This is a genomic window from Streptomyces coeruleoprunus (assembly GCF_039542925.1).
Taxonomy (GTDB): domain Bacteria; phylum Actinomycetota; class Actinomycetes; order Streptomycetales; family Streptomycetaceae; genus Streptomyces; species Streptomyces coeruleoprunus.
Genome location: NZ_BAABIT010000001.1, coordinates 4,633,752 through 4,656,521 on the forward strand (window position 1 = coordinate 4,633,752; position 22,770 = coordinate 4,656,521).

Sequence of the window (22,770 nt, forward strand, 5' to 3'; positions counted from 1 at the left end):
TCCGTCGGTGGGTCGGGAGTCGGGCGGGGTGGACGCGGGTCGGGAGGCGTCGGTGGGCCGGTGTGCGACGCGTGTCGTGGGTGCGGGTCCGTCGGTGGGTCGGGAGTCGGGCGGGGTGGACGCGGGTCGGGAGGCGTCGGTGGGCCGGTGTGCGACGCGTGTCGTGGGTGCGGGTCCGTCGGTGGGTCGGGAGTCGGGCGGGGTGGACGCGGGTCGGGAGGCGTCGGTGGGCCGGTGTGCGACGCGTGTCGTGGGTGCGGGTCCGTCGGTGGGTCGGGTGCGGGCCGGGGCGGTCGCAGGACGGGAGGCGTCGGTGGGCCGGTGCGCGCTGGCCGTCGTGGGTGCGGAGGCGTCGGTGAGCGGGGTGCTGGACGAGGCGGACGCGGGCAGGGGGGCGTCGGTGGGTCGGTGTGCCACGCGGGGCGTAGGTGCAGAGGCGTCGGTGGGCCGCGTACGGGACGAAGTGGACGCGTGTGTGCCGGCCGTCGTGGGTACGGGGCCGTCGACGGGCTGCTGAGTCGTGGTGGGCCTGTGCCCCTGGCGCGCGGCAGGCGTGGTCGTTCCTGGCCGCTGTACGGCGCTGGGAGGCCCTTCGGGGTGTGAGGTGGCCGTGAGGGATGCCGGGGTCGTGGCCGGCGCCCTGGTGGGGCGGTGGGCGGCCCGGGGGCCGTTGCCTTCCGGCGCGGTGGTCGTCGTCGTGGTCATGGAGGTCCCCGTTTCTGTCGCCCCGGAGTACCCGGGGGTAACTTCCGGGGCCACTTCTACGGGCGGGTCGGACGGGGCCGCAACGGACTGCTCCCGCACGCGTCGCCGCAGGTCATGTCACCTATCCGGGTGGCACGGCCGGTCGGATTCGTGGGCAGGGAGGGGGTGGGTACCGCACGGGGTGAACCCCCGGGAGGCGCGGGCACCGGCCCCCGAAGGGGGACCTGCGCACGTATCCTGAAAGGCGTCTCCGACTACGAAAGCGGCCTGTCATGCGCGTGTACGTTCCCCTGACCCTTCCCGGTCTCGCACAGGCGCACAAGGCGGGCGAACTCGGCCCCGGGCCGCTGACCGCGTACGCCGTCACGCCCGGGCTGCGCGAGTGGTACGTCTCCGACGACATCGAGGAGCTGGAGTACGCGGCGCTCAGCCGCGCCGCCGCCGCGTCCCTGCGCCTGCTGGCCGCCGACCCCGCCGCCGCGCGCCGCCGGGTCGTCGTCGCGGTCGACGTGCCCGACACGGCCGCCACCGCCGACCCCGACCGCGGCCTGGACCCCTCCTCCGTCGGCGAGGTCAGGGTCGCCGGCCCCGTCCCGCTGGCCAAGGCCGCCGCCGTACACGCCGACGCCGACGACGCCGAGCCGGACGTCTCCGCGGCCGCCGACGCCCTGGGCGCTGCGGACATGGGCGACGACGACGCGCAGTTCACGGTGGACGGCGCGGAGGACCATGAACTCCTCTGGTTCGGGGTGCAGGAAATCCCCGGCCTCATCGCCTGAACGGCTGCTGGGTACTTTCATCCCATGGGGAAGCTCAGCGCGCATCTGGTCTGGGACTGGAACGGGACACTGCTCGACGACACCGAGGCGGTCATCGGGGCGACGAACGCCGCCTTCGCGGAGATCGGCCTGGAGCCGATCACGCTGGCCCGGTACCGGGAGCTGTACTGCGTACCGGTCCCGCTGTTCTACGAGCGGCTGCTCGGGCGGATGCCGAGCGAGGAGGAGTGGGCCGTCATGGACGGCGCCTTCCACCGCCACTACTGGTCGCGCGCCGAGGGCTGCGGGCTGACCGACGGGGCCGCGGAGCTGCTGGCCGCGGCGGCCGAGGTGGGGCGTACGCAGTCGCTGCTGTCGCTCGCTCCGCACGAGCGGCTGCTGCCGATCGTGCGGCGGCACGGCATCGAGGAGTGGTTCGTGCGGGTGGACGGGCGGATAGGGGAGTCGACCGCCGGCAAGGCCGAGCACATGGTGCGTCACCTGCTGGCGCTGGAAGGGGTCGTCGCGTCGCCGGAGCGCGTTGTCGTCATCGGTGACGCGGCGGACGACGCGGTGGCCGCGGCGCACGTGGGGGCCAGGGCCGTGCTGTACACCGGCGGGTCGCACAGCCGCGCCAGCCTGGAGGCGGTGGGGGTGCCCGTCGTGGACAGCCTCGCGGAGGCGGTGGCGGTGGCGGAGGAGCTGGTGGCCTGAGGCCGCCGGGCGCGGAGAGGCCCTGGGGGCGGGCGCCGCCGGTGGCGCCCGCCCCTTTGCTCAGCTCACCGGCGCCTTCGTCCGCAGGACGCGGAGGAATTCGCGCATCCAGGACGGGTGGTCCGGCCAGGCTCGGGAGGAGACGAGGGCGCCGTCCACCACCGCCTCGTGGTCGCGGAACGTCGCGCCCGCCGCCTGCATGTCCAGTTCCAGCGCCGGGTACGACGTGACGAGGCGGCCGTCGAGGGCGCCGACCGCCGCCGTCAGCAGCGGGCCGTGGCAGATCTGCGCGACGGGCTTGTCGGCGTCGAAGAACGACTTGACGATCTTGCGCAGCTCGGGGTCGTTGCGGAGGTACTCGGGCGCACGGCCGCCCGGGATGACCACCGCCGCGTACCGGCTCGGCTCGACCTCCGAGAAGGCGAGATCGGCCGGAAACGTGTACCCCGGCTTCTCCGTGTACGTGTCGTAGCCGGGCTCGAAGTCGTGCACGACGAAGCGGAGCCTCTTGCGGGCGGGGGCCGCGATGTCGACGTCGTAGCCTTCCTCCCGCAGCCGCTGGTAGGGGTACAGGACCTCGAGCGACTCGGCCGCGTCACCCGTCACGATCAGGATCTTCGGTGCCATGCTGCTGCCCTCCGGGGGAGCTGTCGGCGCTGGGTGGAAGCAGAAGCACATCTGTCGCTGTCCAGAGTGTCAAACTTCACGCCCGTCTTTTGTACACATACGGCTCATGACGGCCGAGGGGTCAGGAGCGATAGCCTGGACCCGTGATCAGCGCGATATGCCGTGGGGGCAGCGAAGCCCCCGGCCGTCGCCCGGTGTGCCACCGTGCCCGGGCGGGCGTTGATCTTCCCTGTCCGGCCGGCGCGCCGAGGACGGCGCCGCCCCATGTGGCCGAGAACGGTCCGGACGTCTCTCATCCCGGCATGACGCCGCCCCTCAGCGGATACCCCGCCTCGTGGCGTCGTGTCACATCTTTCACCTACGTCACGCAACGGCGCGCGACAGGAGCCAGAGGACATGCAGACCAAGCTGGACGAAGCAAAGGCCGAGCTGCTCGAACGGGCTGCCCGGGTAGCTGAGAACGAGACCGGGGACCGGCCCGACCGGGACACGGTGCTCGAGTACCTCCAGCGCTACTACCTGCACACCGCTCCCGAAGACCTCACCGACCGCGACCCGGTCGATGTGTTCGGCGCTGCGCTGTCGCACTACAGGTTGGCCGAGAATCGTCCCCAGGGCACGGCCAATGTGCGGGTCCACACGCCCACTGTCGAGGAGAACGGCTGGACGTGCAGCCACTCCGTCGTCGAGGTCGTCACCGACGACATGCCGTTCCTCGTGGACTCGGTGACCAATGAGCTGTCCCGCCAGAACCGCGGCATCCACCTGGTCATCCACCCGCAGGTCGTCGTCCGCCGTGACCTCACCGGCAAGCTGATCGAGGTCGTCGACCGGGACGTCACCGAGGCGCGCGGCGGGCTCCCGCACGACGCGCTCGTGGAGTCCTGGATCCACGTCGAGACCGACCGCGAGACGGACCGCTCCGACCTCAAGCAGATCACCGCCGACCTGCTGCGTGTCCTGTCCGACGTCCGTGAGGCCGTCGAGGACTGGGAGAAGATGCGCGAAGCCGCGCTGCGCATCGCCGACGGCCTGCCCGACGAGCCCCTGGCCGGCGACCTGCGCCCCACCGAGGCGGAGGAGGCCCGCGAGCTGCTGCGCTGGCTGGCCGACGACCACTTCACCTTCCTCGGCTACCGCGAGTACAACCTCGTCGACAGCGACGCCCTCGCCGCCGTCCCCGGCACCGGCCTCGGCATCCTCCGCTCCGACCCGCACCACAGCGGCGACGACGCCCACGGCCACCCGGTGTCGCCGTCGTTCAACCGGCTGCCCGCCGACGCCCGCGCCAAGGCCCGTGAGCACAAGCTGCTCATCCTCACCAAGGCCAACAGCCGCGCGACCGTCCACCGCCCGTCGTACCTGGACTACGTCGGGGTGAAGAAGTTCGACGCCGACGGCAACGTGGTCGGCGAGCGGCGCTTCCTCGGCCTGTTCTCCTCCGCCGCCTACACCGAGTCCGTGCGGCGCGTCCCCGTCATCCGGCGGAAGGTCGCGGAGGTCCTCGACGCCGCCGGCTTCGAGCCCAACAGCCACGACGGCCGGGACCTGCTGCAGATCCTGGAGACGTACCCGCGCGACGAGCTGTTCCAGACGCCCGTCGGCCAGCTGCGCGAGATCGTCACCAGCGTCCTGTACCTCCAGGAGCGCCGCCGGCTGCGGCTCTACCTGCGCCAGGAGGAGTACGGCCGCTACTACTCGGCCCTCGTCTACCTGCCGCGCGACCGCTTCAACACCACCGTCCGCGAGCGGCTGACCGGCATCCTCATGGAGGAGCTGGGCGGCAACAGCGTCGACTTCACGCTGATGAGCACCGAGTCCGTGCTCACCCGCCTCCACTTCGTCGTCCGCGTCCCGTCCGGCACCGAGCTGCCGCACCTCACCGACGCCGACCGCGAGCGGATCGAGGCCCGGCTCGCCGAGGCCGCCCGCTCCTGGGCGGACGGCTTCGCCGAGGCGCTCGACGCCGAGGTCGGCGAGGAGCGCGCCGCCGAGCTGCTGCGGCGGTACGCCGGGGCCTTCCCCGAGGGCTACAAGGCCGACCACTCGCCGCGTTCCGCCGTCGGCGACGTCTGCCAGCTGGAGCAGCTGGTCACGCGCGGGGCGCAGGAGGGCGCGGCGGACTTCGCGCTGTCCCTGTACGAGCCCGTGGGCGCCGCGCCCGGCGAGCGCCGCTTCAAGATCTACAAGACGGGTGCGCAGGTCTCCCTCTCCGCCGTGCTGCCGGTCCTCAACCGGCTCGGCGTCGAGGTCGTCGACGAGCGCCCGTACGAGCTGCGCTGCGCCGACCGTACGCACGCCTGGATCTACGACTTCGGCCTGCGCATGCCGGCCGCCCGCAACGGCGCCGACTACCTCGGCGACGACGCGCGCGAGCGGTTCCAGGAGGCGTTCGCGGCCAGCTGGACCGGCGAGGCCGAGAACGACGGCTTCAACGCGCTGGTGCTGAGCGCCGGGCTGACCTGGCGCCAGGCGATGGTGCTGCGCGCCTACGCCAAGTACCTGCGGCAGGCCGGCTCCACGTTCAGCCAGGACTACATGGAGGACACCCTCCGCAACAACGTCCACACCACGCGGCTGCTCGTCTCGCTGTTCGAGGCGCGGATGGCGCCGGAGCGGCAGCGCGCCGGCACCGAGCTGACGGACGGCATCCTGGAGGAGCTGGACGGCGCGCTGGACCAGGTGGCCTCGCTCGACGAGGACCGCATCCTGCGCTCCTTCCTCACCGTCATCAAGGCGACCCTGCGGACCAACTTCTTCCAGAAGGCCGACTCCACCGGCCGGCCGCACGGCTACGTGTCGATGAAGTTCGACCCGCAGGCCATCCCGGACCTGCCGGCGCCCCGCCCGGCCTTCGAGATCTGGGTGTACTCGCCGCGCGTCGAGGGCGTCCACCTGCGCTTCGGCAAGGTCGCCCGGGGCGGCCTGCGCTGGTCCGACCGGCGCGAGGACTTCCGTACGGAGATCCTGGGCCTGGTCAAGGCGCAGATGGTGAAGAACACCGTGATCGTCCCGGTCGGCGCCAAGGGCGGCTTCGTCGCCAAGCAGCTGCCGGACCCGGCCGTCGACCGTGACGCCTGGCTCGCCGAGGGCATCGCCTGCTACCGCACGTTCATCTCGGCGCTCCTCGACATCACCGACAACCTGGTGGCCGGCGAGGTGGTGCCGCCCGCCGACGTCGTCCGCCACGACGAGGACGACACGTACCTCGTGGTCGCCGCCGACAAGGGCACCGCGACGTTCTCCGACATCGCCAACGAGGTGGCCGTCGCGTACGGCTTCTGGCTCGGCGACGCGTTCGCCTCCGGCGGCTCGGCCGGCTACGACCACAAGGGCATGGGCATCACGGCCCGCGGCGCCTGGGAGTCCGTCAAGCGGCACTTCCGGGAGCTGGGCCACGACACGCAGACGCAGGACTTCACGGTCGTCGGCGTCGGCGACATGTCCGGCGACGTGTTCGGCAACGGCATGCTGCTGAGCGAGCACATCCGGCTCGTCGCGGCCTTCGACCACCGGCACATCTTCATCGACCCGAACCCGGACGCGGCCGTCTCGTACGCCGAGCGCCGCCGGCTGTTCGAGCTGCCGCGCAGCTCCTGGGCCGACTACAACGCGGAGCTGCTGTCCCCGGGCGGCGGTGTCCACTCGCGCCAGGCCAAGTCCATCCCGGTCAACGCGCACATGCGCGCGGCCCTCGGCATCGAGGACGGCGTCACCAAGCTGACGCCCGCCGAGCTGATGAAGGCGGTCCTCAAGGCCCCGGTGGACCTGCTGTGGAACGGCGGCATCGGTACGTACGTCAAGGCGGCCAGCGAGTCGCACGCCGACGTCGGTGACAAGGCCAACGACGCCATCCGCGTCGACGGCGAGGAGCTGCGGGTCAAGGTCGTCGGCGAGGGCGGCAACCTCGGTCTGACGCAGCTCGGCCGGATCGAGTTCGCCCGGACCGGCGGCCGCGTCAACACCGACGCGATCGACAACAGCGCCGGTGTGGACACCTCCGACCACGAGGTCAACATCAAGATCCTGCTCAACGGTCTTGTCGCGGAAGGCGACATGACCGTCAAGCAGCGCAACAAGATCCTCGCCGAGATGACCGACGAGGTCGGCGCGCTGGTCCTGCGCAACAACTACGCGCAGAACGTCGCCCTCGCCAACGCGGTCCGCCAGTCGTCGTCCCTGCTCCACGCCCACCAGCGCTTCATGCGGAGGCTGGAGCGCGACGGGGCGCTGGACCGGGCGCTGGAGTTCCTGCCGGGCGACCGGCAGATCCGCGAGCTGCTCAACGCGGGCAAGGGCCTCAGCCAGCCGGAGCTGGCCGTGCTGCTCGCGTACACCAAGATCACGGTGGCGGAGGAGCTGATCGCCACGGATCTGCCCGACGACCCGTACCTGCGCAGCCTGCTCCACGCGTACTTCCCGACGCAGCTGCGGGAGGAGTTCGCCGAGCAGATCGACGCGCACGCGCTGCGCCGCGAGATCATCACCACGGTCCTGGTCAATGACACCGTCAACACCGGCGGCTCGACCTTCCTGCACCGGCTCCGCGAGGAGTCCGGCGCCTCCATCGAGGAGATCGTCCGGGCGCAGACCGCGGCCCGCGCGATCTTCGGGCTGAGCGCGGTGTGGGACGCCGTCGAGGCGCTGGACAACAAGGTCGCGGCCGACGTCCAGACGCGGATCCGGCTGCACTCGCGCCGCCTGGTCGAGCGCGGTACGCGCTGGCTGCTCAACAACCGGCCGCAGCCGCTGGAGCTCGGCGAGACGATCGAGTTCTTCTCGGAGCGGGTCGAGCAGGTCTGGGCGGAGCTGCCGAAGATGCTCCGCGGCATCGACCTGGAGTGGTACGAGACGCTGGTCCAGGAGCTGACCGGGGCGGGCGTCCCGGAGGAGCTGGCGGCCCGGGTCGCCGGGTTCTCCTCGGCGTTCCCGACCCTGGACATCGTCGCCGTCGCGGACCGCACCGGCAAGGAGCCGCTGGCGGTCGCCGAGGTCTACTACGACCTGGCCGACCGGCTGCGGATCACCCAGCTGATGGACCGCATCATCGAGCTGCCGCGCGCGGACCGCTGGCAGTCCATGGCCCGCGCCTCCATCCGCGAGGACCTGTACGCGGCGCACGCCGCGCTCACCGCCGACGTGCTGTCCGCGGGCAACGGCTCCTCGTCGCCCGAGGAGCGGTTCGCGGGCTGGGAGCGGAGGAACGCGTCGCTGCTGGCGCGGGCGCGGACGACGCTGGAGGAGATCCAGGGCTCCGACGCGTTCGACCTGGCGAACCTGTCGGTGGCCATGCGGACGATGCGGACGCTGCTGCGCACGCACAGCTGAGCAGTCAGGTGACCGAGGGGCGCCCGTCGTGACCACGGCGGGCGCCCCGTCACGTCTGCCGTTGGGCGCCCCGTCACGTCCCCCGGCGGGCCGCCCGCCACAGGCGCCGGCACGCCAGCACCGTGGCGGCGGCCAGCAGCCCGTTGCGGGCCACCATCACCGCGCAGGCCGCCGGGGTGACCCGCAGCAGGTCCACGTACAGCACCGGGTACGCCAGGGAGCTGAGCGCCGCCGCCGGCAGCAGGAGCAGCACGACCGGGCGCAGCACCGTGTGCCGCGACGTCAGGCAGACCGCGCCCAGCCCCAGCAGCCACACCAGGTACTGGGGGCTGATCACCCGGCTGGTCACCGTGAACAGCAGCACCGCCGTGAGCGCCGCGTCCGCCGCGGTGGCCGCCGTCCACCGCCGCGCGCCCACCCGCCACGCCACCAGCCAGCCGAGCGCGGCGACGGTCAGCAGCAGCGACAGCTGCGCCACCACCGCCACCTGCGGTCCGGTGAACTCGAAGGCCCCGTACCGGTACTCGACCCGGCCCGGCCACCCCGCCAGGCGGGCCACCATCAGGGCGGTGCCGCCCAGCGACTCGATCTGGACCCCGCGCCCGCCCTGGTGGCGCAGGAAGTCCAGGGCGTGCGGGAAGGCCAGGGCCGGCACGGCCAGGCCCGCCGCCGCGGCCAGCGCCGCCGATGTCCACGCGCGCCGGGTGGTGCGCCCCGGCGGCGCGCCCAGCAGCGTGAGCGCCGGCCACACCTTGACCAGCGTGCCCAGCCCGGCCAGGACGCCGCCGAGGCGGGGCCGCCCCGCCCGCACCGCGAGGAGCCCGGCGACGGCCAGGGCGGTGACCTGGACGTCGTACCGGGCGAGGGGCAGGTGGAGCAGCAGCGGCAGGCCCGCGGTCCACAGCCAGGCGCCGCCGCCCGCGCGGGCGAGGAGGAGGGTGACGGCGGCGTCGGCGAGGAGCGTCAGCGCCACGAACGCCTGGAAGTACGTGAGCCACGGCAGCAGGCCGGGGGAGAGGACGACGAGTCCGGCGCCGGGCGGGTACTGCCAGGTGACGTCCCCGGCCGGGAAGGAGCCGCCGGCGAGCTGGTCGTACCAGCGCCGGTACACCCCGTGGACCTCCAGGCCGACGGCGCCGATGCCGAGGTCGTCGTACCGGAGCAGGAGGAGCATCCCGGCGCGCGTGAGGAGCCAGACGGCCGTCAGCGGCAGCGGGCGCGGCCGGCGCCCCCGGTCGGCGAGCGGCGGGGGCGGCCGGTGCGGTGCGCCGGGCCGGTAGGTCGTCATCCCGGCGCACTTTAATGACGGCTGCCCTGCGGTCAGGGCATTTGACGGGGCTTCAGCTGGTGTGCCGCTCGTACGCGGCGATCACTTCCGCCGAAGGGCCGTCCATCAGCATCCGCCCGGCCTCCAGCCAGATCGCCCGGTCGCAGGTCTCCCGGATCGTGGAGTTGCTGTGGCTGACGAGGAACACGGTGCCGGCCTCGGCGCGCAGTTCGTTGATGCGCTCCTGGCTGCGCCGGCGGAACGTGGCGTCGCCGGTGGCCAGGGCCTCGTCGATCAGCAGGACGTCGTGCGACCTGGCGGCGGCGATGGAGAACCGCAGCCGCGCCCCCATGCCGGACGAGTAGGTCCGCATGGGCAGCGAGATGAAGTCGCCCTTCTCGTTGATCCCCGAGAAGTCGACGATCTCCTGGTAGCGGGTGCGGATCTCGTCGCGGGTCATGCCCATCGCGAGACCGCCGAGGACGACGTTGCGCTCGCCCGTGAGGTCGCCCATGAGCGCGGCGTTGACGCCGAGGAGGCTGGGCTGGCCCTGCGTGTAGATCCGCCCCTTGCTGGGCGGCAGGAGGCCCGCGACGGCCTTCAGCAGCGTGGACTTGCCGGAGCCGTTGGAGCCGATCAGGCCGATCGCCTCGCCCTTGTACGCGGCGAAGCTCACGCCCTTGACCGCGTGCACGGTCCGGGTGCCGGGCGCGGCCTTGCCGCGGCCGAGGATCCGGCCGAGCGCCGATCCGGCGCCGCCGCCCTTGGCCTTGGTCGCCCCCTGGACGGTGTACGTGATGTGGACGCCGTCGACGACGACGGTCGGGACGCGCTCGTCCGTACCCGTGGGGACGGTGCGCGTGTCGTGCGTGGGTGTCTCAGCCACGGCCGTAGGTCTCCTCCGCCTGCCAGAAGTAGATGAACCCGCCGACGAAGGCGACGAGCGCCCAGGCCCCGGCGGCCGCCCAGACGTGCTCCGGCAGCTGGGCGCCGGTGAAGCTGTCGATGAGCGCGAAGCGCATGAGGTCGATGTAGAGGGCGGCCGGGTTGTACTGGAGCGCCGTGAGCACGACGGCCGGCAGGTCCTTGCTCGCCAGGATGTGCTGGATGCTCCACATGACGCCCGACGCGTACATCCAGGTCCGCAGCACGAACGGCATGACCTGGGCGACGTCGGGCGTACGGGCGGCCACCCGTGCCATCACCAGCGACACGCCCGTGTTGAACAGCGACTGGAGCGCCAGGGCCGGGACGGCCAGCAGCCAGGACAGCCCGGGGCGCACCCCGAAGCAGAGCAGGATGACCACGAGGGCGGCGAGCGAGAACGCCAGCTGCTGGAGCTGCTGGATCGCCAGCGACACGGGCAGGCCGGCGCGCGGGAAGTGCAGCGCCCGCACCAGGCCGAGGTTGCCGCTGATGGCCCGGGTGCCCGCCATGATCGAGCTGGACGTGAAGGTCCAGATGAACACGCCCGTGACCAGGAACGGGACGAAGTCCTCGACATGGCTGCGGGTGTCCATGAGGACGCCGAAGATGAAGTAGTAGACCGCCGCGTTCAGCAGCGGCGTCATCACCTGCCACAGCTGGCCCAGCTTCGCCTGGCTGTACTGCGCGGTGAGCCGGGCGGTGGCGAACGCGCCGATGAAGTGGCGCCGGTCCCACAGCTGCCGCACGTACGCGGGCAGCGACGGCCGTGAGCCGCTGACGGTCAGCCCGTGGCGCAGGGCGAGGGCCCTCAGGTCCTCGGCGGGTACGGCCTCCGGCTCGGCCGGCGCCGGGTCCGCCGGCAGGGCGGAGGCCGGTACGGCGGGCGGCGCGATCGTGCTCACTGGACTCACCGGCGGGTCGCCTTTCCTCGGACTGCGTCGACTTCCACGGCTTCGGTCCTCCTCCGGCCCGGACGTCCGTTCACCGGTTTCGTCGGGACGGATCCGTATCGTCGCTACGTGGAGGGTAGGACGGCGGCACGTCGGAACGCAACCGTTCCGTCGTGACGAGGGTGTGGCGCTATGATCCCGGGCATGACGCCACCGCCCCCCGGAACCCCACGCCGCACCCCCGCGGGAGCCGCCGTGCTCCGGGAGGACGTGACGGAGGCGATCCGCGCGGCCGTCTTCGAGGAGCTGGCCTCCGTCGGCTTCGCCCGGATGTCCATCGAGGGCATCGCCCGCCGCGCGGGCGTCGGCAAGACCGCCGTCTACCGGCGCTGGAAGTCCAAGCTGTCCCTGGTCCTCGACCTGCTCACGGCGTTCGCCGCCCAGGGCCTGCCCGCGCCCGCCACCGGATCCCTGTACGGCGACGTGCGCGCCCTGCTGGAGGTCGCCTCGTACGCGCTGCGCCACCCGGTCGCGTCGCAGGTCATCCCGGACCTGCTGGTGGAGGCCGCCCGGCACCCCGAGATCGCCGAGGCCGTCCGGGCGACGCTGCTCGACAGCCAGCAGGGCGTCGCCGCCCAGGTGGTCCGGGCCGCCGTGGAGCGCGGCGAGCTGCCCGAGGGCACCGACCCGGAGCGGGCCCTCGACCTGATCGTCGGGCCGCTCTACTGGCGCCTCGTCGTGGTGCGCTCCCCGCTGCCCGAGGGCTACCTCGACGACCTGGCCGCCTCAGCCGTCGCAGCGCTCACATCCTGAGGCGCGCGAAGGCCCGTATTCACTCGATCGGAGGTGTCTTCGGTGACGCGGGGCCGCCCGATCGGTTGAGTCTGCCGACACGAAAGGACGGTGGGCCGACAGTGCGCGAGCTGAGCATCGAAGGTGCGTGGGTCAGGGAGCCCGAGGTCTTCGAGGACGACCGGGGCAGTTTCCACGAGTGGTTCCGGGCACCCGACCTGACCGCGGCGGCGGGGTACGGCCTCGGCCTCGCCCAGGCGAACTGCTCCGTGTCCGCGCGGGGCACCCTGCGGGGCATCCACTTCGCCGACGTTCCCCCGGGGCAGGCCAAGTACGTCACCTGCGTACGCGGCGCCGTCCTCGACGTCGTCGTCGACATCCGCACCGGCTCGCCCACCTACCGGGCCTGGGAGGCCGTGCGGCTCGACGACCGGGAGCGGCGGGCGCTGCACCTCGCCGAGGGGCTCGGCCACGCCTTCATGGCGCTCACCGACGACGCCACCGTCGTCTACCTCTGCTCGCGCGGCTACGCGCCGGCCCGCGAGCACGCGCTGCACCCCCTGGACCCGGACCTCGCCATCGACTGGCCCGCCGGGCTGACCCCCGTCCTGTCCGCGCGGGACGCCGCGGCCCCCACGCTCGCGGAGGCGGAGCGCGGGGGCCTGCTGCCGTCCTACGCGGTGTGCCGCGACTGGTACGCCGCGCTGCGCGGGGTCACCTACGCTCGGCGCTGACCAGGGCGGGAAGCGCCGCCGCCAGCGCCTCCCGCCAGTCCCGCAGCGGTTCGAGCCCCGCCTCGTGCCAGCGGTCGTGCCCCAGCACGCTGTACGCGGGGCGCGCCGCGGGCCGCCGGAACTGGGTGCTGGACGTGGCCCGTACCCGCTCCGGGTCCGCGCCCAGCAGCCGGAACGACTCCCGGGCCAGCTGGCACCACGTACCGTCGCCCGCGTTCGTGCCGTGGTACACGCCCGCGGGCGCCCGCCCGGCCAGCGCCGCCCGTCCCAGGGCGCGCAGCCGGTCGGCCAGGTCGGCGCTCCACGTCGGCTGGCCCCGCTGGTCGTCCACCACGTCCACGGTGTCCCGCGCCGTCTCCGTGCGGATCATCGTCCGGACGAAGTTGGGCCCGCCCGCGCCGTACAGCCACGCCGTGCGCACCACGTAGCCGCGCTCCGGCAGCAGCTCCAGGACCGCCCGCTCGCCGACCAGCTTCGTCCGCCCGTACGCCGTGCGCGGCCCGGGCAGCGCGCTCTCCGTGTACGGCACGCACGCGTCGCCGCCGAAGACGTAGTCCGTCGACACGTGCAGCAGCACACAGCCCGCCTCGGCGCAGGCCTCCGCGAGGTACCGCACCGCCGTGCCGTTGACCAGCAGCGCCTCCCGCTCCCGCGACTCGGCCTCGTCGACCGCCGTCCAGGCCGCGCAGTTGACCACCACGGCCGGCCGGTGCGCGGTCAGCGCCGCCCGCACCGCCACCGGGTCGGTGACGTCCAGCGCCCGCCGGTCGAGGCCGGTCGCGCGCGGGCCCAGCCGGGCCACGACGTCCCGGCCGAGGAGCCCGCCCGCCCCGGTGACCAGCCACCGCTTCCGTACCCGCCTCACCGCTCGGCCCGCCTCAGGAGGGGCTCCCACCAGGCGCGGTTCTCCCGGTACCAGGCGACCGTCTCGGCGAGGCCGGTGGCGAAGTCCTTGGCGGGCCGGTAGCCCAGCTCGTCGCGGATGAGGCCGCAGTCCACCGAATAGCGCCGGTCGTGGCCCTTGCGGTCCGCCACGTGGTCGACGCGCGACCAGTCGGCGCCGCACGCCGCCAGCAGGAAGTCCGTCAGCTGCCGGTTGGACAGCTCCGTGCCGCCGCCGATGTTGTAGACCGCGCCCGGCCGGCCCTTGGTCCGGACGAGTTCGACGCCCGCCACGTGGTCGTCGACGTGCAGCCAGTCGCGGACGTGCGAGCCGTCGCCGTACAGCGGCACCCGGCCGCCGTCCAGGAGCCGGGTGACGAACAGCGGGACGACCTTCTCCGGGAACTGGTACGGCCCGTAGTTGTTCGAGCAGCGCGTCACCCGCACGTCGAGGCCGTGCGTGCGGTGGTAGGACAGGGCCAGCAGGTCGGCGGACGCCTTCGTCGCCGCGTACGGGGAGTTGGGCCGCACCGGCTCCTCCTCCGTCCACGAGCCGGAGTCCAGCGAGCCGTACACCTCGTCCGTGGAGATCTGCACGAACGTGCGGACGCCGTGCCGCAGCGCCGCGTCCAGCAGCGTCTGCGTGCCCACCACGTTCGTCAGGACGAAGTCGGCGGCGCCGGCGATGGACCGGTCGACGTGCGACTCGGCCGCGAAGTGCATGATCTCGTCGTGCTCGGAGACCAGCTTGCCGACGAGTTCCGGGTCCCGGACGTCGCCCCGGACGAAGGCGAAGCGCCGGTCGTCCCGCACGGGGTCGAGGTTGGCGGGGTTGCCGGCGTACGTGAGCTTGTCGAGGACGGTGACCTCGACCCGGCCGGGCCCGTCCGGAGTACCGAGCAGCGTCCGGACGTAGTGCGAGCCGATGAATCCGGCGCCGCCGGTGACCAGGATGCGCCTCACGGTGTTCATGCGGAGATCTGTACCTTGCTGTGATCGCCGAGCACCAAGCGGTGGGCGGCCGGGATGGGCGGGGCAGGGGTGATCTCGACGTTACGGCCGATCAGGGACGCCTCCACGCGCCCCACGCCGTGCAGCGACGAGCCGCTGAGCACGATGGAGTACTCGATCTCGCTGTCGGTCACCCGGCAGTTCTCCGCGATGGAGGTGGAGGGGCCGATGTACGAGTTCTCCACGACGGTCCCGGCGCCGATGACGACCGGGCCGACGATCCGCGAGCCGCGCACGGTGGCGCCGCTGCCGATCTGCACCCGGCCGATGATCTCGGTGGCGTCGTCCACACTGCCCTCGTTGAGCGGGGTGAGCAGCTCCAGGACGGACCGGTTCACCTCCAGCATGTCCGCCACGTTCCCGGTGTCCTTCCAATAGCCGGAGACGATCGTCGACTTGACGGTGTGCCGCTCGTCGATGAGCCACTGCAGGGCGTCCGTGATCTCCAGCTCGCCGCGCGCCGACGGCTGGATGGCCCGGACCGCCTCGTGCACGGCCGGCGAGAACAGGTAGACGCCGACGAGCGCCAGGTCGCTGCGCGGGTCGGCCGGCTTCTCCTCGAGCCGCGCCACCCGCCCGTCCACGTCCAGCTCGGCGACGCCGAAGGCGCGCGGGTCGGCGACCTTCGTCAGCAGGATCTGCGCGTCGGGCCGCGTGGCGCGGAACTCCTCCACCAGGTCCGTGATGCCGCCGACGACGAAGTTGTCCCCGAGGTACATGACGAAGTCGTCCTCCCCCAGGAATTCGCCCGCGATGAGCACCGCGTGCGCCAGTCCGAGCGGCGCGTGCTGCGGAATGTAGGTGACGTCCAGGCCGAACCGGGAGCCGTCGCCGACCGCCGCGCGGATCTCCTGGGCGGTGTCGCCGACGATGATCCCGACCTCGCGGATTCCGGCGGCGGCGATCGATTCGAGGCCGTAGAAGAGGACCGGCTTGTTGGCGACCGGGACGAGCTGTTTGGCGGACGTGTGGGTGATCGGGCGAAGCCGGGTACCGGCCCCGCCGGAGAGTACGAGTGCTTTCACTGGATCTGAACCTGACCGATCTCACTGACCTGACTGACCTGACCGACAAGGGGCAGGTTGTGAACGACAGTTGAGCGCCACGAATTACGTCCCGCCGTGGGCCATACGTGTGATTCATGAATTCACTCGACCGGCCATAACGCCCGTCCAGTCACCCGTCCAGGGAACTCCATTGCGGTTTAAGTGTGTTAATCGGTGCCTCGCATGCCGCCATGGGCATTGCTACGTTCATCGGTCATGAACGTCCGAATGTCGTTTCTGTCCTGGGACGTACGGAAAGCCCGGATCATCGTCCTGGTCGTCGCAGCGCTCGCGTTCTTCGCGAAGATGGCCCTCGCGGCGTCCACCCGCGGCCCCGCCGACGTGCGGTTCTTCCAGGGTTTCGCACAGGCCATCGCCCAGGCGGGACCGGTGCGGATCTACGGTGAGCCGCTGCCGCACCTGCCGGTCTACAACCATCCGCCGCTCGCCAGCTGGATGCTCCTCGGCATGGAGAAACTCATGGGTTTCGGGGTGCCGTTCCCTCCCATGATCCGCTTTCCGGCGTGTCTCGCCGATTTCCTCACCGTCCTTCTCGTGTTCGAAATCGTCCGGCGCCGGGGCACCGTACGGACGGCGACGCTGTGCGCGCTCGGCGCGGCGCTCTGCCCGGTCCTCGCGGCGACGTCCGGTTACCACGGCAACACCGATTCGGTCGCCGTCATGTTCGCGTTCGCCGCCGCGTACCTCCTCACGGACCGGGGCAGGCCGCTCGCGGCCGGAGTGGCCGCCGCGCTGTGCATCAGCGTCAAGTTCGTGCCCGTCGTCGCCGTGCCGCTGCTGTTCGTGGCCGCCTGGCGCGCCGGACGGCCGGCGCTGCTGCGGTTCACGGCCGGGTTCACGGCCCTGTTCGCCGCCGTCTGGGGGCCCGTCATCGCGACCGTGCCGGCCGGGCTCAAGGCGAACGTCCTCGAATACGCGGGCGGCAACTTCAGCTTCTGGGGCCTGGTCCAGTTCGCCCGCTGGGCCGAGGTGCCCGAGCGGTACATCGGCATGGTCCGCGGGGACGGCCACTACCTGATCATCGCCGCGATCGTCTCCGTCGGCGCGTGGCTCGCCTGGCGGCGCCCGGCCGACACGCCCGTGGCCGTCGCCGTCACGCTGGGCTCGCTGCTGCTGCTCTCCACGGCGTCGGGCGTGCAGTACCTGGCCTGGCCGGCCGCCGGGCTCTTCGTCATCGGGCTGTGGCAGGGCCTCGCGTACGCGCTCGTCGTCGGCTCCGTGACGACCTCCGTGTACGGGATGCAGCGGCCCGTCCACTGGACCGACACGGAGATGGCGTTCGGCGCGCTCGGCTGGGCCGTGCTCGGCGTCTGCGTCGCCACCGGCGTCCGCCGGATCCTCACCGCCGCGCGGACGGCCGCGCCCGCCGACGTGGACATCGCCCGGCCGCGGGTGGAGCCGTCCGCCGCGTCCCCCGCGTCCTCCGGCGCCTCCTCGTCCTCCGGCGCCTCCTCCTCCGGCTCGTCCGCCGACTGAGCCGACCCTCCGCCAGTCCCCCTGCCCCGCAAGAGTGGAGAAGCACCCGTGACGGAAGGCCAGAGCCCGAGCCAGAGCCCGAGCCGGAGAACCCCGAGGATCGGCATCCTCGTGGTGGCGTACAACGCGGAGTCGACGCTGGAGAAGACCCTCGACCGGATCCCCGCCGAGTTCGGGCCGAGGATCGCCGAGATCCTCATCCTCGACGACGCCAGCCAGGACGCCACCTTCGCCGCCGGCTGCCGCTGGTCCCAGCGGCCCGGCCGCCCGCCGACCGTCGTCATGCGGCACACCAAGAACCTCGGCTACGGCGGCAACCAGAAGGCCGGCTACGCCCTCGCCGCCGAGCGCGGCCTCGACATCGTGGTCCTCCTCCACGGCGACGGCCAGTACGCCCCCGAACTGCTGCCGGAGCTGGTCGCCCCGCTGGAGCGCGACGAGTGCGACGCCGTGTTCGGCTCCCGCATGCTGAACCCCCGGGACGCCCTGCGCGGCGGCATGCCCCTCTACAAGTGGCTCGGCAACCGGGTGCTGACCCGCCTGGAGAACCGGCTGCTCGGCTCGGACCTCAGCGAGTTCCACTCCGGCTACCGCGCCTACCGCGTCGACGCCCTGCGCCGCCTGCCCATCCAGCGCAACACCGACGCGTTCGACTTCGACACCCAGATCATCGTCCAGTTCGCCGACGCCGGGCTGCGCATCAAGGAGATCCCCATCCCCACCCACTACGGGGACGAGATCTGCTACGTCAACGGGCTGCGCTACGCCCGGGACGTCGTCAAGGACGTCCTCGCCTACCGGCTCGCCAAGAAGGGCTTCGGCACCTGCGACTGGATCCCCAAGCCCGTCCAGTACGCCTTCAAGGAGGGCGACGGCTCCTCCCACGCCGTCATCCTCGAGCAGCTGCGCGCCCTGCCGCCCGGCCGCGTCCTCGACGTCGGCTGCTCCGGCGGGCTGTTCGCCGAGCGCCTGGAGGCCCTCGGCCACGAGGTCACCGGCGTCGACGTCGTCGAGGTCGACGGCGTACGCGACCGGTGCTCCCGCTTCCTCCTCGCCGACCTGGAGAACGGCCTGCCCGACGAGGTCGGCGACGGGTACGACTACGTGGTCGCCGGCGACGTCGTCGAGCACCTCTCCCGCCCCGAGCGGCTGCTCGCCCAGCTCCGCGACGTCCTGCGGCCCGACGGGCGCGTCCTGCTGTCCGTGCCGAACATCGGCCACTGGTACGCCCGGCTGCGCGTCGCCCTCGGCCTGTTCGACTACGACCGGCGGGGCATCCTCGACGAGACGCACCTGCGCTTCTTCAGCCGGGCCAGCCTGCGCCGCACCGTCCGCTCGGCCGGCTACGACGTGCTGTCGCTGGACTCGACCGGCGCCCCCTTCTGGACCGTGCTGGGCGGCGGCCTCCCCACCAGGGCCCTCGGCCGCCTGTCGCGGCTGCTGACCCGGCTGCGCCCCACCCTGTTCGGCTACCAGTACGTCGCCCAGCTCACCCCGCACGCGGCGCGCACCGTCGTCGCCGGACAGCACGTCGACGTCCAGGACGTCCTCAACCGCCAGTTCGTCCCGGTCGACCGTCCCGCGGAGCGCCCCGCCGAGCGCGTGGGCGTCTGAGCCCCCTTCCCGAAGGACCGCACATCCCCATGCTCAAGCTCAGCGTCATCGTGTCCGGCAGGGGCCCGCTGCCCCACCTGCGCGCCTGCCTGGACAGCGTCACCGGCCAGGCCCACCCCGCCCTGGACGCCGTCGTGGCCGTGCCCGACGGGGACGCCCCGGCCCGCGCGCTGGCCGAGGCCCACGCCCTGCGCGACCCGCGCCTCACCGTGGTGCCCGTCCCGCCGGACGCCTCCCCGGCCGCCGCCCGGGCCACCGCCCTGGACGCCGCCACCGGCGCGTACGTGCAGTTCCTGCACCCCTCGGACCGGCTGCCGGAGGGCTCGGTCGCGGCCTTGGCGGAACGTCTCGCCCGGCTGGCGGGGAACCGCCCCGCGGAGGGCGGCGCCGGCCGGGCCGGGAAAGGGCCGGCCGGTCCGCCCGCGGGCGGACCGCCCGACGCCCTGCCCGATGTGCTGCTCTGCGACCACCACCGGGCCACCTGGTGGGACGACGCCGTGCCCGGGGACGACGCGGCCCTCCTCAACCGCGGCTTCGGCGCCCCCGCCACCACCCTCGACCGGCGCCCCGACCTCCTCGACGTCGCCCCGCTCCTCGGCAACCGGCTGATCGCCGCCGGGCTGCTTGCCGCCCACCCCGAGCTGGTCCGCACCGACGGCCACGACGAGCTGTACCTGTCGTACGCCACGCTGCTCCTCGCCCGGCGCATCGCCTGCTGCGACACCGTCGCCCTCGTCCACCGCCACGAACGCCCCGCCCAGCGGCGCGCCGCCGGACCCGAACGGCATTTCGCGGCCTTCGGCCAGTACGAGCGGCTCCACCACCTGGCGGGCGCCACGGCCGCCCCGCCCGCGCTGCGCGCCCGGCTGTACGACCGCATGGTCGGCGACTACCTGCGCACGCTCGCCCGCCGCGACGAGCTGCCGGACGCCGACGCCGCCGAGTACTTCCGCCGCGCGGCCGACCACACGGACCGGTTCCGCCCCGAGGGGCACCGCCGCCCCGGCGGCCTCGACGGCGTACGGCACGCGCTGCTCGGCCACCACGCGCACCTGTGCTACCGGCTGCTGCGCATCGCCAACGACGGGCGGCGCGCCCTGCGCACCACCGCCGCCCGCCAGGCCCGGCGCGCCGCCGCCGCCCGCACCCGCCAGCGCTACCGCCGCGCCCTGCGCCGCCCCGTCGACGAGGACCTCGCGGTCTTCTCCGCGTACTGGGGCCGCGGCGTCCACTGCAACCCCGCCGCCATCGCCGCCGAGCTGGGCGAACTCGCCCCCGACATCCGTCAGGTGTGGCTCGTCGAGCCCGACCGCGTACCGCTGCTCCCGCCCGGCACCGACCACGCCGTGCCCGGCACCGCCCGCTATTGGGACGTCCTGGCCCGCGCCAAGTACCTGGTCAACAACGTCAACTTCCCCGACGCGGTGGTCAAGCGGCCCGGCACCGTCCACCTCCAGACCCACCACGGCACCCCCCTCAAGCGCATGGGCGTGGACCAGCAGGCCCACCCGGCCGCCGCCCGGGGCCTCGACTTCGAGGCGCTGCTGGCCCGCGTCGACCGCTGGGACTACAGCCTGTCCGCCAACACCCACTCCACCGAGACCTGGCAGCGCGCCTACCCCTCGGGCTTCCGCTCCCTCGACTACGGCTATCCCCGCAACGACGTCCTGTACCGGGCCACCGCCGCCGACGTCCTCGCCGCCCGCGCCGCCCTGGGCATCGCGCCCGGCACCCGGGCCGTGCTCTACGCCCCCACCCACCGCGACTACGACACCCGCTGGATGCCCCGCCTCGACCTGCCCCGCCTCGCCCGGCAGCTCGGCGACGACACCGTGCTCCTGGTCCGCGCCCACTACCTCCACACCGACCGGCCCACCGTCCCGGACCATCCGGGCATCCTCGACGTCGGCCGCTACGAGCCCGTCGAGAAGCTGCTGCTCGCCGCCGACGTCCTCGTCACCGACTACTCGTCGGTCATGTTCGACTACGCCAACCTCGACCGGCCCGTCGTCATCCACGCCGACGACTGGGAGACGTACACCCTCACCCGGGGCGTCTACTTCGACCTCACCGCCGAACCGCCCGGCCCCGTCGCGCGCGACCAGGCCGAACTCGCCGACATCCTCGGCGGCGGCGACTGGTGCGGCGAGGCCGCCGCCAAGCTGCGCCACGACTTCCGGCTCCGCTTCTGCCAGTACGACGACGGCCGCGCCGCCGAGCGCGTCGTTCGCCGTGTCTTCCTCGGCGAGGGCGAGGAGAGCCTGCCGCCCGTGCTGCCCCTCGACCGTCGCACCCCCGCCCCCACGCCGCAGGAGGCCGTCCGCCGATGACCACCGCCCCGGCCGTCACGGTCGTCGTCATCGTCCATGACGACGCCGCACGGCTGCCCCGAGCCGTCGCCTCCGTACGCGCCCAGACCCACCGCGCCCTGGAGATCGTCATCAGCGACGACCACTCCACCGACGACACCCCGCGGGTGGCCGCCGCGCTCGCCGACCGCGACCGGCGCATCCGGGTGCTCCGCCTGGAACGCAACAGCGGCGGATGCAGCGCACCCCGCAACCGCGCACTCGACATCGCCCGCGCCCCGTACGTGATGTTCCTCGACAGCGACGACGAACTGCCCCCGAAGGCCGTCGAACTGCACCTGGCCGCGCACGCCGAGGACGACGTCGACTTCACGATGGGCGCGGTCGAACGGATCCGCACCGACACCGGCGCGCAGGGCCTGTGGATGCCGTCGCTGTTCGACCGGCGCCGCACGGTGCGCGGCCTCGCGGACGACCCGCGGCTGCTGTTCGAGCCGCTGTCGACGAACAAGATGTACCGCCGCGAGTTCCTGGACCGGCACGCCCTGCGCTTCCCCGAGGGCCTGCACTACGAGGACCAGCTGTTCTCCGCCCAGGCGTACACCCTCGCCCGGGCCTTCCGGATCGTCCCCGAGCCCGTCTACCGCTGGTACTACGCCCCGCACGCGCCCGCCGGCAGCGCGACCATCTCCAACCGGCGCCACCTCGTCGCCAACGTCCGCGACCGCGTCGAGATCGCCCGCCGCATCGACGCGTTCCTCGCCGGGCAGGGCGTCCCGCCCTGGCTGCGCGAGGAGAAGGACGTCAAGTTCCTCACCCACGACCTGCGCCTGTACGCCGGTGACCTGCCCCACCGGGAACCCGCGTGGATCGCCGAGTTCGCCGCGCTGGTCGTCCCGTACGTGGACGGTCTCGCGCCCGGCGCGTTCGACCGGATCCCCCGCGCCCTGCGCGTCGTCGTGGGCCTCCTGCGCGAGGGGCGGTACGAGGAGGCGCGCCTCGCCGCGAGGGGCCTGGCCCACCCGGCGGGCCCCCGCCGGGTCACCGCCGACGGCGGCCGCGCCTACTGGGGCGACGCCCTCCCCGGCTGCGACCGGTCCCGCCGCGACCTCGACGTGAGCGACCTGGACCTCGCGAACTGCCCGTTCGGCGCGGCCTGGTTCCGCCACGAGGCCGTCCGCGTCACCCAGGGCCCCGGTGCCACGGCCGACCTGGACGTCCGCACCTACGACCCCGGCCTGCGGCTGCCCCTCGCGCCCGTCCCCGCCCGCCTCCACCTCGCCCCGGCGGGCCGCCGCACCACCACGCGGCTGCTCCTCGAACCGGCCGGGCGCGGCGTCTTCGCGGGCACCGTACGGCTGGACCTGGCCGCCACCGCACTGCCCCTGTACGGCTTCCGCGGGGTCCGCCACCCGGTCCTGGAGCTGTCCGACGGGCGCGGCGCCCACACCGGCGTGCTGCTGGCCCCCCTGGACCTGGCCCCCTTCACGGTGGCCGGCCCCGCCCGGCACCGCGTCACGGTCGAGCCGGAGGGCCGCGACGCGGGCCGCCTCCAGATCCGCTGGGAGCCGCGCGGCGCGGCCGGCCGGCTGCTGGCCCCGGTCGTGCGGCGGGGCCCGGTCCGCACGGCGGCCCGGGCCCTGATCAGCGGCTGAGTCGCCGGCCCGCC

General features: G+C 73.2%; 16 protein-coding genes. 9 read left to right on the plus strand and 7 right to left on the minus strand.

Going from position 1 to position 22,770, the window contains the following annotated elements:
- Window positions 1–977 precede the first annotated feature (977 nt).
- Together ABEB09_RS20740 and ABEB09_RS20745 are read left to right on the plus strand one after the other, a co-directional pair.
- On the plus strand, window positions 978–1,484 hold the full coding sequence (locus ABEB09_RS20740) for a DUF6912 family protein (protein WP_345691411.1): 507 nt from the start codon (window positions 978–980) through the stop codon (window positions 1,482–1,484).
- 24 nt (window positions 1,485–1,508) lie between these two features.
- Complete coding sequence (locus ABEB09_RS20745; RefSeq protein ID WP_345691412.1) at window positions 1,509–2,177, plus strand: HAD family hydrolase; 669 nt, start codon at window positions 1,509–1,511, stop codon at window positions 2,175–2,177.
- Window positions 2,178–2,237: 60 nt separating this feature from the next.
- Here ABEB09_RS20745 and ABEB09_RS20750 read toward each other — a convergent pair whose 3' ends face one another.
- On the minus strand, window positions 2,238–2,804 hold the full coding sequence (locus ABEB09_RS20750) for a DJ-1/PfpI family protein (protein WP_345691413.1): 567 nt from the start codon (window positions 2,802–2,804) through the stop codon (window positions 2,238–2,240).
- Window positions 2,805–3,200: 396 nt separating this feature from the next.
- On the opposite strand from ABEB09_RS20750, the gene ABEB09_RS20755 reads away from it, so the two are divergent.
- A complete protein-coding gene (locus ABEB09_RS20755; protein ID WP_345691414.1) occupies window positions 3,201–8,132 on the plus strand; it encodes an NAD-glutamate dehydrogenase in 4,932 nt (1,643 codons plus the stop codon).
- 73 nt (window positions 8,133–8,205) lie between these two features.
- Here ABEB09_RS20755 and ABEB09_RS20760 read toward each other — a convergent pair whose 3' ends face one another.
- From ABEB09_RS20760 to ABEB09_RS20770, 3 genes are read right to left on the minus strand one after another with little or no spacing between them, the layout of a single operon-like run.
- Window positions 8,206–9,420: a glycosyltransferase family 87 protein gene (locus ABEB09_RS20760; RefSeq protein ID WP_345691415.1), complete on the minus strand. Its 1,215-nt coding sequence runs from the start codon at window positions 9,418–9,420 to the stop codon at window positions 8,206–8,208.
- Between the two features lie 52 nt (window positions 9,421–9,472).
- On the minus strand, window positions 9,473–10,285 hold the full coding sequence (locus tag ABEB09_RS20765; protein WP_345691416.1) for an ABC transporter ATP-binding protein: 813 nt from the start codon (window positions 10,283–10,285) through the stop codon (window positions 9,473–9,475).
- The gene (locus ABEB09_RS20770; RefSeq protein ID WP_380841337.1) at window positions 10,278–11,228 is read right to left on the minus strand and encodes an ABC transporter permease; all 951 of its coding nucleotides are present in this window, start codon (window positions 11,226–11,228) and stop codon (window positions 10,278–10,280) included. The genes ABEB09_RS20765 and ABEB09_RS20770 overlap by 8 nt, the downstream gene beginning before the upstream one ends.
- A 192-nt stretch (window positions 11,229–11,420) precedes the next feature.
- Here ABEB09_RS20770 and ABEB09_RS20775 point away from each other — a divergent pair, with 192 nt between their 5' ends.
- A complete protein-coding gene (locus tag ABEB09_RS20775; RefSeq protein ID WP_345691417.1) occupies window positions 11,421–12,029 on the plus strand; it encodes a TetR/AcrR family transcriptional regulator in 609 nt (202 codons plus the stop codon).
- Between the two features lie 101 nt (window positions 12,030–12,130).
- Complete coding sequence (locus tag ABEB09_RS20780; protein WP_345691418.1) at window positions 12,131–12,742, plus strand: dTDP-4-dehydrorhamnose 3,5-epimerase family protein; 612 nt, start codon at window positions 12,131–12,133, stop codon at window positions 12,740–12,742.
- On the opposite strand, the gene rfbD is transcribed toward ABEB09_RS20780, so the two are convergent.
- Genes rfbD through ABEB09_RS20795 form a run of 3 tightly spaced genes read right to left on the minus strand, consistent with a single transcriptional unit; the run spans window position 12,723 to window position 15,660 of the window.
- On the minus strand, window positions 12,723–13,607 hold the full coding sequence (rfbD, locus tag ABEB09_RS20785; RefSeq protein ID WP_345691419.1) for a dTDP-4-dehydrorhamnose reductase: 885 nt from the start codon (window positions 13,605–13,607) through the stop codon (window positions 12,723–12,725). The two genes, ABEB09_RS20780 and rfbD, sit on opposite strands and share 20 nt — an antisense overlap.
- Complete coding sequence (gene rfbB, locus ABEB09_RS20790) at window positions 13,604–14,596, minus strand: dTDP-glucose 4,6-dehydratase (RefSeq protein ID WP_345691420.1); 993 nt, start codon at window positions 14,594–14,596, stop codon at window positions 13,604–13,606. Before rfbB ends, rfbD begins: the two co-directional genes overlap by 4 nt.
- Entirely contained in the window at window positions 14,593–15,660 is a 1,068-nt protein-coding gene (locus ABEB09_RS20795) for a glucose-1-phosphate thymidylyltransferase (protein WP_345691421.1), read from the minus strand. The genes rfbB and ABEB09_RS20795 overlap by 4 nt, the downstream gene beginning before the upstream one ends.
- A gap of 237 nt (window positions 15,661–15,897) precedes the next feature.
- Between ABEB09_RS20795 and ABEB09_RS20800 the strand changes: the two genes are divergently transcribed.
- From ABEB09_RS20800 to ABEB09_RS20815, 4 genes are read left to right on the plus strand one after another with little or no spacing between them, the layout of a single operon-like run.
- A complete protein-coding gene (locus ABEB09_RS20800) occupies window positions 15,898–17,178 on the plus strand; it encodes a glycosyltransferase family 39 protein (protein WP_345691422.1) in 1,281 nt (426 codons plus the stop codon).
- A 48-nt stretch (window positions 17,179–17,226) separates the two neighbouring features.
- The gene (locus tag ABEB09_RS20805; RefSeq protein WP_345691423.1) at window positions 17,227–18,792 is read left to right on the plus strand and encodes a glycosyltransferase; all 1,566 of its coding nucleotides are present in this window, start codon (window positions 17,227–17,229) and stop codon (window positions 18,790–18,792) included.
- Between the two features lie 29 nt (window positions 18,793–18,821).
- Window positions 18,822–21,122 carry a CDP-glycerol glycerophosphotransferase family protein gene (locus ABEB09_RS20810; RefSeq protein ID WP_345691424.1) on the plus strand — a complete coding sequence of 767 codons (2,301 nt, stop codon included), beginning with the start codon at window positions 18,822–18,824 and terminating at the stop codon, window positions 21,120–21,122.
- Window positions 21,119–22,756 (plus strand): glycosyltransferase, encoded by a 1,638-nt coding sequence (locus ABEB09_RS20815; RefSeq protein WP_345691425.1) that lies wholly within the window; start codon window positions 21,119–21,121, stop codon window positions 22,754–22,756. The genes ABEB09_RS20810 and ABEB09_RS20815 overlap by 4 nt, the downstream gene beginning before the upstream one ends.
- The last annotated feature ends 14 nt before the right edge of the window (window positions 22,757–22,770 follow it).